This window comes from Winogradskyella sp. 3972H.M.0a.05 (genome assembly GCF_040493455.1).
Classification (GTDB): Bacteria; Bacteroidota; Bacteroidia; order Flavobacteriales; family Flavobacteriaceae; genus Microcosmobacter.
The window spans coordinates 340,738-352,796 of record NZ_JANFDA010000004.1 but is presented as its reverse complement, the minus strand read 5'-3'; the positions used below and the strand labels follow the sequence as shown (position 1 = coordinate 352,796).

Annotated in this window: 16 protein-coding genes; 3 read left to right on the top strand and 13 right to left on the bottom strand. The window is 36.3% G+C overall.

The features are described 5' to 3' along the window. Positions 1-3: 3 nt before the first annotated feature. The 3 genes from NCE97_RS10715 to NCE97_RS10705 are packed head-to-tail and all read left to right on the top strand — an operon-like array spanning position 4 to position 1,802. Positions 4-567: a DNA-3-methyladenine glycosylase I gene (locus NCE97_RS10715; protein ID WP_353779167.1), complete on the top strand. Its 564-nt coding sequence runs from the start codon at positions 4-6 to the stop codon at positions 565-567. Then, entirely contained in the window at positions 557-1,135 is a 579-nt protein-coding gene (locus tag NCE97_RS10710; RefSeq protein ID WP_353779166.1) for a hypothetical protein, read from the top strand. The genes NCE97_RS10715 and NCE97_RS10710 overlap by 11 nt, the downstream gene beginning before the upstream one ends. Positions 1,136-1,175: 40 nt before the next feature. Further along, on the top strand, positions 1,176-1,802 hold the full coding sequence (locus NCE97_RS10705) for a DUF2490 domain-containing protein (RefSeq protein WP_353779164.1): 627 nt from the start codon (positions 1,176-1,178) through the stop codon (positions 1,800-1,802). Here the strand turns inward: NCE97_RS10705 and aat are convergent. The 13 genes from aat to NCE97_RS10640 form a co-directional block, all read right to left on the bottom strand. After that, positions 1,799-2,428 (bottom strand): leucyl/phenylalanyl-tRNA--protein transferase, encoded by a 630-nt coding sequence (aat, locus tag NCE97_RS10700; RefSeq protein WP_353779163.1) that lies wholly within the window; start codon positions 2,426-2,428, stop codon positions 1,799-1,801. The genes NCE97_RS10705 and aat overlap by 4 nt on opposite strands. 203 nt (positions 2,429-2,631) lie before the next feature. Then, positions 2,632-4,008 carry a short-chain fatty acid transporter gene (locus NCE97_RS10695; RefSeq protein WP_353779162.1) on the bottom strand — a complete coding sequence of 459 codons (1,377 nt, stop codon included), beginning with the start codon at positions 4,006-4,008 and terminating at the stop codon, positions 2,632-2,634. A gap of 84 nt (positions 4,009-4,092) precedes the next feature. Then, entirely contained in the window at positions 4,093-4,419 is a 327-nt protein-coding gene (locus NCE97_RS10690; RefSeq protein ID WP_353779160.1) for a DUF59 domain-containing protein, read from the bottom strand. A 2-nt stretch (positions 4,420-4,421) separates the two neighbouring features. Beyond that, positions 4,422-4,844, bottom strand: a complete 423-nt coding sequence (locus tag NCE97_RS10685) for a SufE family protein (protein ID WP_353779158.1) — start codon at positions 4,842-4,844, stop codon at positions 4,422-4,424. Between the two features lie 32 nt (positions 4,845-4,876). Then, positions 4,877-5,377: a hypothetical protein gene (locus tag NCE97_RS10680; RefSeq protein WP_353779157.1), complete on the bottom strand. Its 501-nt coding sequence runs from the start codon at positions 5,375-5,377 to the stop codon at positions 4,877-4,879. A gap of 54 nt (positions 5,378-5,431) precedes the next feature. Then, positions 5,432-6,088: a DUF4377 domain-containing protein gene (locus NCE97_RS10675; RefSeq protein WP_353779155.1), complete on the bottom strand. Its 657-nt coding sequence runs from the start codon at positions 6,086-6,088 to the stop codon at positions 5,432-5,434. Between the two features lie 31 nt (positions 6,089-6,119). Continuing rightward, on the bottom strand, positions 6,120-7,349 hold the full coding sequence (locus tag NCE97_RS10670; RefSeq protein ID WP_503066095.1) for an aminotransferase class V-fold PLP-dependent enzyme: 1,230 nt from the start codon (positions 7,347-7,349) through the stop codon (positions 6,120-6,122). Positions 7,350-7,383: 34 nt separating this feature from the next. Then, positions 7,384-8,697: a Fe-S cluster assembly protein SufD gene (gene sufD, locus NCE97_RS10665; RefSeq protein WP_353779154.1), complete on the bottom strand. Its 1,314-nt coding sequence runs from the start codon at positions 8,695-8,697 to the stop codon at positions 7,384-7,386. A gap of 12 nt (positions 8,698-8,709) precedes the next feature. Continuing rightward, complete coding sequence (gene sufC, locus NCE97_RS10660; RefSeq protein WP_353779153.1) at positions 8,710-9,462, bottom strand: Fe-S cluster assembly ATPase SufC; 753 nt, start codon at positions 9,460-9,462, stop codon at positions 8,710-8,712. After that, positions 9,463-9,873: a hypothetical protein gene (locus NCE97_RS10655; RefSeq protein ID WP_353779152.1), complete on the bottom strand. Its 411-nt coding sequence runs from the start codon at positions 9,871-9,873 to the stop codon at positions 9,463-9,465. It abuts the gene before it with no gap. A gap of 11 nt (positions 9,874-9,884) precedes the next feature. Then, a complete protein-coding gene (gene sufB / locus NCE97_RS10650; protein ID WP_353779150.1) occupies positions 9,885-11,333 on the bottom strand; it encodes a Fe-S cluster assembly protein SufB in 1,449 nt (482 codons plus the stop codon). Between the two features lie 11 nt (positions 11,334-11,344). Next, positions 11,345-11,674: a HesB/IscA family protein gene (locus NCE97_RS10645; protein WP_353779149.1), complete on the bottom strand. Its 330-nt coding sequence runs from the start codon at positions 11,672-11,674 to the stop codon at positions 11,345-11,347. 152 nt (positions 11,675-11,826) lie between these two features. Continuing rightward, positions 11,827-12,039 carry a hypothetical protein gene (locus NCE97_RS10640; protein WP_353779148.1) on the bottom strand — a complete coding sequence of 71 codons (213 nt, stop codon included), beginning with the start codon at positions 12,037-12,039 and terminating at the stop codon, positions 11,827-11,829. Between the last annotated feature and the right edge of the window lie 20 nt (positions 12,040-12,059).

Sequence of the window (12,059 nt, the reverse complement as noted above, 5' to 3'; positions counted from 1 at the left end):
CAAATGGAAAAGCACAGATGTCATTGGAGTGAAGGTGATACATTATATGAAGCTTATCATGATGAAGAGTGGGGCGTCCCAGTCTATGATGATGATACATTATTTGAATTTTTAATTCTTGAAACTTTTCAAGCTGGACTAAGTTGGATCACCGTTTTGAAGAAGAGAGAGAATTTCAGAAAGGCTTTTGATAAGTTTGATTATAAGAAGATTGCTAAATACGATCAAAAAAAGATTGATAGCCTATTGCAAGATGCAGGTATCATTAGAAACAAGCTGAAAGTCAATGCTACAATAACCAATGCTCAAGCCTTTATGAAAATACAAGAAGAGTTTGGAAGCTTCAGTAAATATATATGGGGTTTTGTAGATGGTAAGCCTATAAAGAATGCCTTTAAAACTATGTCCGAAGTTCCAGCCAATACGCCTTTGAGCGACACCATAAGTAAAGATTTAAAAAAGAGAGGCTTCAAGTTTGTTGGTACTACAGTGGTATATGCGCACATGCAAGCGACAGGTATGGTTAATGATCACATGGTAGATTGTTTTAGATATAATGAAGTTTAGATTTTCAATTTTAATAGTTCTATGTGCTGCGTTTGTTTCGTTTGCCCAAGAGAAAAACGAAATAGAAGAACGCGTATCCAAAGAAGACTTTCCCAAGGAAGCACTGATTCATATTGAGGCGCTACCAAAAACAGTAAAACGCCTAAAGCTCTTCAGAGAAACAGATGGTTCTACAATAAGTTACGAGGCAAAGTTTAAGTACAATAGGCAATTTTTTAGTGTTGAGTTTAATACTGAAGGTATTTTGGAAGATATTGAAGTGCTGATGAAGCAGAGAGACTTAGACCAAGAAGCTTTTAGTAACATTAAAAACTACTTCAAGGAAAATCACAAAAAAAGCAGAATTATAAAAATCCAAAAACAGTATAGGCCGATCTCACAAAATGCAGCAGAATTATTGAAGATTGCTTTAGAAAATGCTCATTTTTCCAATATATATTATGAGATTATTGCTGAAACCAAAACAGGTAGTTCCAGAGCTCTTGGAGAGTTTACGTTTTCAGCATCAGGTGAATTTATTTCAAAACGTGTGGTAGCTCCTTCTTCTTATGATTATGTGTTGTATTAGGAAGTGGTTTTTAGCTGTGTTTCTATGTGCATTTTCGATATTGCACGCACAATCCGATTTTACCAGTTTTGGAGAATCTGAATTTGCTGTAAACCATAAAGTATCTCAGGATTATAAAATAAACTTCAAGTTAGGAACACGTTATTATTTATATCGAAATGATGAGGTTAACGCTCAGTTTAGGCAAATCGATATTGCCCATTTTTCTACGCTAAGTCTTACGTTCAACCATAGTGTGAGCTTAGGTGCTCAATACAGAAATAGAGATTGGTTTGAAGATAGTTCTAATGAGCTGCGATTGACTCAGCAATTCAATTACACAAAAAAACGATTTAGTAAGCGATTTGGGCATCGTATAAGGCTAGAAGAGCGAATTTTTGATGCTTCTACGACTTTTAGAGCACGTTATCGCTTTGCTTTAGACTTTCCCTTAAATGGAGAGCGTTTGGATACAGGAGAGGCTTATATGGTGTCGTCTATGGAAGCACTTTGGAGTATGAATAAGCTAATTGCTCCAGAATTGGATCATAGAACTACTATTCAAGTAGGATATCAATTGTCTAAGCAATTCAAAATTCAAGCAGGAGTTCAATACAGATTTGAAGCATTAAACATCGATACCAAACAGCGTTTGTTTATTCTTACCTCAGGAATTTTGAAGATTTAATCAATTAGGAATTTCAAGAAATCGGATCTGCTAATAAATTTTGCACCTAAACTTTCAAGATGAAGTGTATGCACCTGGCAATCTATTAAGCGATAGTCACTATTCTGAATAAAAGAGATAAAACCAACCTTACTTGCATTACTTACTTTGGTAAACATACTTTCACCGCAAAACACTTTATTTCCCAGGTCAATGCCATAAAGCCCTCCGACTAGTTCTTCTTGTTCCCAAACTTCTACAGATTTTGCGTAGCCTAGTTCATGCAGTTTGATATAAGCGTCAATCATTGAAGGTGATATCCATGTGCTATACTGACCATCTCGCTTTATTGCAGCACAAGCATTGATAACGTCTTCGAAGGCTTTGTTCACGGTTACCTCGAAATCTTTATTGCGAAGTGTCTGTTTCATGCTTTTAGACACCTTAAGGTCTTCAGGAAATAATACAAATCTTGGATCGGGAGACCACCATAAGATAGGTTGACCATCATCAAACCATGGAAAAATACCATTTTCGTAAGCATAGATTAGACGCTCGGGAGACAAATCACCTCCAATAGCCAACAGACCATCTTCAGTAGCTTCTGAGACATTTGGGAATTCGATATTTTGATCTAGAAATTTCAATTTTATGTATAACTACAACGTTTAAGTAAATTTCTTGCTGTTAAAAGCCATCTAAAACTTTGAAAATAAGATATTTTTTGCCATATTTGAGATGACCTTTGTTCACTTATTTTGTTCATCATTGCTTTTTTTGAGTTTGTTTATAAAGGTCAAAACCTAAAACCACAACATTAAAGTCTCGACTAACCCTCGAGACTTTTTTATTACAGCAATAATAAGCCTAATATATATACTGAGATACCGACAAGCATTAAGATAATGGTATATGGTAAAATCTCTTTAGCTTTTAACTTTGTGATTCCGAGTAAAGGTAGTGCCCAAAATGGTTGTAACATATTTGTAATTTGATCACCGTAAGCCAAAGCCATAATAGCTTTTGGTAGCGGAACGCCTAGTTGCATTGCAGATTCCGCGACAATAGGTCCTTGTATCGCCCATTGGCCACCACCACTTGGGACAAAAATATTCACCAAGCCTGCACTAAAAAATGTAAAAATTGGTAGCGTTGTTGCCGTTGCAATAGAGGCAAAGAAGTCCGAAATCATAACAACCATACCAGTATCTTTCATAATCCCCATAATACCAAAGTATAGCGGAAACTGAATAAGTATCCCAGAAGTGCCTTTTATGGCTTCCTCGACAGCATTGAGAAAGCTACTAAAACTACCATGCAACATTATGGCTAGACCAAGCATAAAAAAGTTTAGCATGTTTGGCGTAATCTGCAGTCTTAGAAGGTTGTCACTATATTGATATCCGAATACGATGAGTATTAAAGCACCAAAACCAATTGCCAATAGCTTAGAATGGTCCATTTTTTCTGCTCCTTCAATGGGTTCATCTTTTGAAGACTGAAACTGGTAAGTTTCAAGATGTAAAGATGTTGGTTTGGAGGCTTTGGCCAATCGGGTTAATACAAAAGGAATTAGTATTAATAAAATGACAAAGAGTAATAAGTTCCACCAGCTAAACACAGTTGTATTGAAGTTGACACTTTCTGGCAATTGTGATAATACAGAAGCATCTGAAATAGAACTCATCATATCGATAATGTGATTGCTTTCTGCAACTTTTATAGGTGCAGAACCACTAATGCCTCCATGCCAAATCATAAGGCCGACATAACCTGCTGCACCGACTAACGGATAGTTTAAAGCGATGTTATTTTTCTGAGCATGCTCACCGACTTTTCTCGCGAGAATAGCACCAAAAATAAGTCCAAGTCCCCAATTGAAGAATGCTACAAGCATGGTAGTAACACTAACCAGAATAACTGCAGATGTAGAATTCTTAGCATATCGCGTAAGTCCCATTATTAAATTACTCATGGGTTTGCTCAGCACAAGAATATGTCCAAGAACCAGAATAAGCATCATTTGGTAGGCAAATTCTAATAAGCCAGTATTCCAGATGCCTTTTTCCCAATAAGACAGGATGTTTAATAGATGAGAGCCTTCATCTTTAGATTCTGTAAAGGTTAATGCTAAAATTATCGTTACCAAAGTCAGTAGTATGGCTATGGTAAATGGCGAGGGCAAGAATCGTTTAAATAGGTTTTCTACGGCTCTAGTAATGTTCATGGCATGAAAATAATACTATTTTGATAAAACAAAAAAGCCTTGACTGTAGAACTGTCAAGGCTTTAGAATATTTTAATGGTGGAGTTATAACATTCCTAACTCTAACTTAGCTTCTTCGCTCATTAAATCTTGCGACCAAGGTGGATCAAAAGTAATCTCCACTTCAGCAGATTTTACATCATTAAGAGATTTTACTTTTTCCTCAACTTCGAGAGGTAATGTCTCAGCCACAGGGCAGTTTGGCGTCGTTAAGGTCATAAGGATTTTTACATCATAATCCTCGTTAACCAAGACGTCATAAATTAAACCCAGTTCGTATATGTCTACAGGGATTTCTGGATCGTAAATAGTCTTTAGAACTCTTACGATTTTTTCTCCCAGTGCTTCAGTATCAATAATTATCTCGCTCATAATCAATTTAATTGTGTTTGATAGGCTATAGCGTACATTTTTAGTTGCTTTACCATATTTACTAGGCCATTTGCTCTTGTGGGTGATAAATGCTCTTTTAGGCCGATTTCATCAATAAAATCAGTATTGGCATTTATAATGGCTTCAGGATGCTGATTTGAAAAAACTCTGATTAAGATCGCTATGATTCCTTTAGTAATAATGGCATCACTGTCTGCTGTAAACGCAATCGTATTATCTTTCATTTCAGCATGAACCCATACCTTACTTTGGCAACCTTTTATAAGATTACTATCTATTTTATATTGGTCGTCTATAAGTGGTAAAGTCTTACCAAGATCAATCATATATTGATATCGTTCTTCCCAATCTTCAAACATTGAGAACTCATCAATAATATCTTGTTGGATCGCTTCTATCGTCATGTAAAAAACCTTTTTGCAAAGGTACAACTTCCTTATTGCTTTTCTACCATTTCGCCGAGCGATAACACTTTTTTAACCACTGCCGCTATTGACTTTGGAGGATTACCATTATCAAAGATTGGCGTAGCGTATATAACGTCACCATCCTGCACTTTGAGTGATGCCATAGCAGCACCATCGTATTGAAATGCTTTTGATGGTGGCTCAAGCTCAGAAAGCGAAGTAAGCTTTATATCTTTCATAGCTTCCATCAATTCTTCCCAATCTTTCTCTGGGCAAGGATAGCCTTCAATAGATTTCATATATCTATCTGTCGTTGTACGAATAGTATCTTTTGTAACCCAAACTTTATGGAAGTATCCTCTTGTAGAGGCTTCGTAAGTAATGGTCATTTCATTTTGTGCTTTTTCCATACTAGCCATTTTCTGACTTTGTTCAGTAGTGTTTACCTCCTCACTTGCAGAAGATGTATTCTTGTTCTCACATTCTTTAGACAACATTAGTATTGCCAATAGGCTGAATAAAAGTTTCATAGCTCTAGTGTTTTACGTTCATATTAGTGTTATTTCAAAAATGAAGCCAAAACATTATTGTCTAAGCTTATCGTGCGCTGCTTTGATTAATATTTTTCCGTCCGAGGACAGTAAATGCAAGGTCTCGTCTACGATTTCAAAATTAGTTGTTGCTTCCAACATTTTTAAGAATTTGGTTTCAGTTTCAGTGTCTTCACATAGCATTTTTGTGAGACCAACTTCTTCAACTTTGAAGTTAAAATCATCTGAAACTAGTGAACCAAAAAACTTATTGCAACCAGTACTGCCATGAATTTTTTTCTCAGAAGGCGTTAACGTAATGAAAGGCGCTCTTGTAAACTTGCTTTGGTCTAAAATAGAAACAACATTCCATGAGCCTTCTCCAAGCTGTAAAGGTGTTTTGTAAGATCTAATCGTTTCAACCAATTCATAGGAGATTGAAGAACCATCTGCAGGTGGATTATCTACTTTTGTTTCTTTTACTTTAATGACATAATCCATACCCTTAGTGTGATTAAAGCCTTTTATGGTATCATAAAAGAGCGTCCATTCTGTATCTCCTTCATACTTTACTTGAAGGCATTTTTGTTGAGCAACACCTTCGCAATCTGCTAGATTTCCAGAAATGTGTAATACTTTGATAGGGTCTTCTTTAGCACAAGACATTAAAGTTAGCAATAAAGCTAGAGTCATAAGGTTAATAAAACGCATGGTTGTTAATTTTGCTTAAATGTATGAAATCCTAAGATAACATCAGCTTAGCTTTTTTGACACCTTCAACAAATCGATCGATTTCCTCCTTGGTGTTGTAAAATGAAAAAGAAGCTCTTATCGTTCCAGGTATTTTATAGAAGTCCATGATTGGCTGAGCGCAGTGATGTCCTGTTCTTACGGCAATGCCCATTTTGTCTAGAAGCGTGCCTACATCGTAAGGATGAATACCATCTAAGTTGAATGAAATCACAGATGTTTTTTGGTCTGAAGTACCATAGATTGTCAGCCCATCAATAGATAATAACTCTGAAGTGGCATATTCCAAGAGGTTGTTTTCGTAATCTGCAATAGCTTGAAAACCTATAGAATTCATGTAGTCTATTGCTGCTCCAAATGCTATGCCTCCAGCAACATTTGGTGTGCCTGCTTCAAACTTGTGCGGTAAATCCGCATAAGTAGTTTTTTCGAAAGTGACTTCCGAAATCATTTCGCCACCACCTTGATAAGGTGGTAAAAGCGTTAACCATTCTTTTTTACCGTAAAGCATGCCAACACCTGTTGGGCCACACATTTTATGAGCTGAGGCAACATAAAAGTCGACATCTAGCGCTTGCACATCTGGTTTTATGTGAGGACAAGCTTGTGCACCATCGACCAAAACAGCTGCACCTACTTCATGCGCTTTTTTGATGATCGTATCTATTGGGTTTATGGTTCCTAATGCATTTGAAATATGATTTACAAAAACCAGTTTAGTATTCTCGGTAAGTAAATTATCATATTCTGAAAGTACCAGTTCCCCTTCAAGATTCATAGGAATAACCTTGAGCGTAGCTCCAGTTTTTTCACAAAGCATTTGCCAAGGTACTATATTGCTGTGATGCTCTAATGCAGAGACTATAACATCATCGCCAGCTTTCAACATTGAAGCAAATCCATTAGCAATCATATTAATACCATGAGTTGTGCCAGAAGTAAATATGATTTCTTCTGGATGTTTGGCATTAAAATGTTGCTGAACTTTTTGTCTGGCAGCTTCGTAGGCATCCGTTGCTTCTTGGCTCAGACTATGCACACCTCTGTGGATATTCGCGTTATAGTTGTGATAATAGTCTACGATAACATCAATGACCTGTTGAGGGGTTTGTGATGTTGCAGCATTATCTAAATACACCAAAGGTTTACCGTTAACTTCTCGTTGAAGAATCGGGAAATCTTTTCTGATGGTTGCGATATCTAACATAAGGTTTGAATCCATACGGTTGAGCAGGAAATAAAGGTCTTATCAAAAATTATAAATCAAACCCAATATTTACGCCTAGCTTGTTGGCGATGATTTTAGTAATACGCTGTTTGATTTCTGGAATCTTTACACTCTCCAACACATTATTCGCAAAAGCATACATCAATAAGGCTTTAGCTTCCTTTTCTGGAATTCCTCTAGAGCGTAGATAGAACATTGCGCTTTCGTCTAATTGACCAACTGTACAACCATGAGAACACTTAACGTCATCAGCAAAAATCTCTAGTTGAGGTTTTGTGTTGATCGTTGCTTTATCATTGAGGAGTATGTTGTTATTGGCTTGAAATGCATTTGTCTTTTGCGCTTCTTTTTCAACAACAACTTTTCCGTTGAATACACCTGTAGCATTATCGCCAAAAATACCTTTGTAATCTTGGTGGCTTTCACAATTAGGCTCAATATGATGTACTAAGGTGCTATGGTCTACATGTTGTTTATCACCAATAATGGTAATACCTTTTAAGGTTGAATCGATACGTTCACCATGTTGGTGGAAATTCAAATTGTTGCGTGTTAATTGACCTCCAAAAGAGAATGTATGTACGGAACAGTGGCTTTCTTGTTTTTGACTGATAAACGTATTGTCAATCAATGAAGCATTCTGATGATCATTCTGAACCTTATAGTAATCAATAATTGCACGCTTATTGGCAAAGATTTCAGTAACACTATTTGTTAATACTGGATTGTCAGTAAGACTTTGATGACGCTCTATAATTTGAACATGCGAATTTTCACCTACGACAATCAAGTTTCTAGGTTGAAGCATTAAAGCACTTTCGCTACCAGTTGCAAAATGAATCACCTGGATAGGCTTCTCAACCAATTTATTCTTTGTGATATGAATGTAGGCACCTTCGCTAGAAAATGCTGTATTCAAAGATGATAAACTATCTTTTGAAGCAATTTTATTGAAGTAATTTTCAATAACTAAACGATACTTAGGCTTATTTAATGCCGCAGACATTAAGCAAACATCTATACCATCGTGTGTGGTTTGCGATAGATGCGAAGAGTATTTACCATCGATAAAAACAATTTTGTAACTGTCTATATCATGAATGAAATACTTCTTTACGTCTGGATATGTAAGCGCGTTTTCTTGTTTTGGGAAAACACTATAGTCTTCTTTAAGGATTTTGTTCAACGAGGTGTATTTCCAAGCTTCTTGCTTTTTAGTTGGAAACCCTTCGTCTTCAAAAACCTTGATAGCTTCTGTTCTAACATCATGAACTGGAGAATCTATATCAATTTGATTTTCGAATGCTAGAAAAGATGATATGAGTTTTTCTTTTAATTCCATTTGCTTACTATATTAAGCGTTCACTTCTTCTTTAATCCAATCGTATCCTTTTTCCTCCAGCTCGTGTGCTAATTCTTTAGATCCAGACTTTACAATACGTCCTTGATGTAAAACATGAACATAATCTGGTACGATATAATCTAAAAGACGTTGGTAGTGCGTGATGACAATCACAGCATTGTCTTTACTCTTCAACTTGTTAACGCCATTGGCTACAATACGAAGGGCATCAATATCTAATCCTGAATCGGTTTCGTCTAGGATAGCCAATTTTGGCTCTAACATTGCCATTTGGAAAATCTCATTACGCTTCTTTTCACCACCAGAGAAACCTTCGTTAAGCGAACGTGATAAGAACTTACGGTCGATCTCTAAAAGTTCTGACTTTTCACGAATTTTTTTCAGCATCTCATTGGCTGGCATATCTTCTAAGCCTTTTGCCTTACGAGTTTCGTTGATTGCTGTTTTCATGAAGTTAGTTACAGAAACTCCAGGAATTTCTACAGGATACTGAAATGATAAGAAAATACCTTTGTGAGCGCGTTCTTCTGCAGCGAGCTCGTCGATATTTTCACCTTCCAAAATGATTTCACCTTCACTAACTTCATAATCTTCTTTTCCTGCAATCACAGCAGCTAAAGTACTTTTACCAGAACCATTTGGTCCCATAATAGCATGTACTTCTCCTGGCTTCACTTCAAGGTTAATACCTCTTAGAATTCCTTTATCCTCAACACTTGCGTGTAAATTATTGATCTTTAACATTTATGATCCAAGTTTTATAACATCATCCTTGTTTTCGGATGGTTCTTCAATTTTTAAAATCTCTTTTATCTCTACACGATATTTCCATGTATTGGTATCGTTTGATTCAAAACGCTTTACTCTAACCGTTACAGGAACCATATCGGTTTCTTCTTTTTTGTATTCAGCCAGTTGGTTATTTAATTCGTGCATTTTATCATCTACAACAACACCATAAATTTCATTCGAAGTTTGTAAAACTGCAGCATCGTCTTTGGCTACGTATATAAACTCACCTCTCATAGTGACTAAGCCATCATTTTGATTGTAAGAGTTTGTTTCTGTTTCTACAGTTTGTTCTTCTGTTTTAGCATCATTTTTACATGCTGTAAATAGTGTAATGGACAATAAAAAGACTAATAACTTTTTCATGAATTTTAATTTTAACCTACTGAACCTTCTAAACTTATTTCTAATAATTTTTGAGCTTCTACTGCAAACTCCATTGGTAATTTGTTCAACACTTCTTTGCTGAATCCATTTACAATCAGAGCGATTGCTTTTTCGGTATCGATACCTCTTTGGTTACAATAGAAGATTTGATCTTCACCAATTTTGCTAGTAGTCGCTTCGTGCTCGATTTGAGCAGATTTATTTTTTGCTTCGATGTATGGGAATGTGTGTGCACCACATTCGTTACCCATCAAAAGGCTATCGCATTGTGAAAAGTTTCTGGCATTTTCAGCTCTTGGGCTTATTTGAACTAAACCTCTATAGCTGTTTTGAGACTTTCCTGCAGAAATACCTTTTGAGATAATTGTAGACTTGGTATTCTTGCCAAGGTGAATCATTTTTGTTCCTGTATCTGCCTGCTGATAATTATTTGTTACAGCAATAGAATAGAACTCACCAACTGAGTTGTCACCTTTCAAGACACATGAAGGGTATTTCCATGTCACGGCACTTCCAGTTTCTACTTGAGTCCAGGAAATTTTTGCATTGGTCTCACAGAAACCTCTTTTGGTTACAAAGTTGAATACTCCACCTTCTCCTTCAGCATTACCTGGATACCAGTTCTGAACCGTTGAATATTTGATCTCTGAATCATCTAAGGCAATAAGCTCTACAACGGCTGCATGCAACTGATTCTCGTCTCTACTTGGTGCAGTACAGCCTTCAAGATAACTTACGTAACTGCCTTCATCTGCAATCACTAAAGTTCTTTCGAACTGTCCTGTTCCTGCTTGGTTTATTCTGAAATATGTAGATAATTCCATTGGACAACGAACGCCTTTTGGAATGTAGCAGAAACTACCATCACTAAATACAGCAGAATTCAATGCTGCATAGAAGTTGTCTGTTTTTGGTACAACGGTACCAATGTATTTCTTTACAAGTTCCGGATGCTCTTGAATGGCTTCAGAAATACTCATAAAGATGATGCCTTTTTCAGCTAGCGTTTCTTTAAACGTCGTTGCTACAGAAACAGAATCAACAACGACATCCATAGCTACACCAGCTAATTTCTTTTGCTCATCTAGAGAAATACCAAGCTTTTCGAAAGTCGCTAGCAACTCAGGGTCAACTTCATCTAGACTATCGTATTTTGGTTTGCTGTTTGGTGCAGAGTAGTAAGAGATTGCCTGGAAGTCTGGCTTTTGATATTTCACGTTAGCCCATTCAGGCTCAATCATATCTTGCCAAATTCTAAATGCATCCAAGCGCCACTCGGTCATCCATTCTGGTTCATTCTTCTTTTTAGAGATAGCTCTTACGATGTCTTCATTTAATCCAACTGGAAACGTATCGGACTCAATGTCTGTATAGAATCCGTACTCGTACTCTTTGGTTTTAAGCTCTTCTCTTAAATCGTCTTCTGTATACTTGTTCATCTTAATAAGATTTAGAGTGAAAAACTTTCGCCACAGCCACAAGTTCTGTTAGCATTAGGATTATTGAATACGAAGCCAGTGCCATTAAGACCACCAGAATATTCTAATGTAGTTCCTATGAGATAAAGAAAGCTCTTTTTGTCAACAATGATTTTAATGCCATTATCTTCAAAAACCTTATCGCCTTCTACTTGAGATTTATCAAATTTTAAGTCATAAGATAGCCCTGAACATCCACCACTTTTAACGCCTACTCGGATGTAATCCGTAGAAGGGTTAAAGCCATCATCTTTCATGAGGTCAACTACCTTATTTTTAGCTGTTTCAGAAACTTTAATCATATAATAAAGTTAGATTAATTCTAAATAGTTTGCAAATATAAGATATAAGTAGGGTATAACCATATAACCTAACATTATATTAGCATATAATTCTATAGGTTTATTTTATGATAAGAATCAGCGTTGATTGAACAGCTAAACGGTGAAAAATTCTATGCGGTTTTTCGTCTGCTTAAAAGGAACAATTGCCTTATGGTTTGATGAACTTCTTTGTTTTGAGAAGGAAGCTCTTCAAAGTCGCCATTTTGGTCTATATCAACTTTAATCTTACAAGCAGTGCAGATAAATTCTGACTTACTTTTAGAGCGTTCAAAGTTATGTCCAAAAACAGCGCAAGATAGCGTGCTGGTTAAGTTTGGGGTCATTTGGTTTATTAGATTTAGGG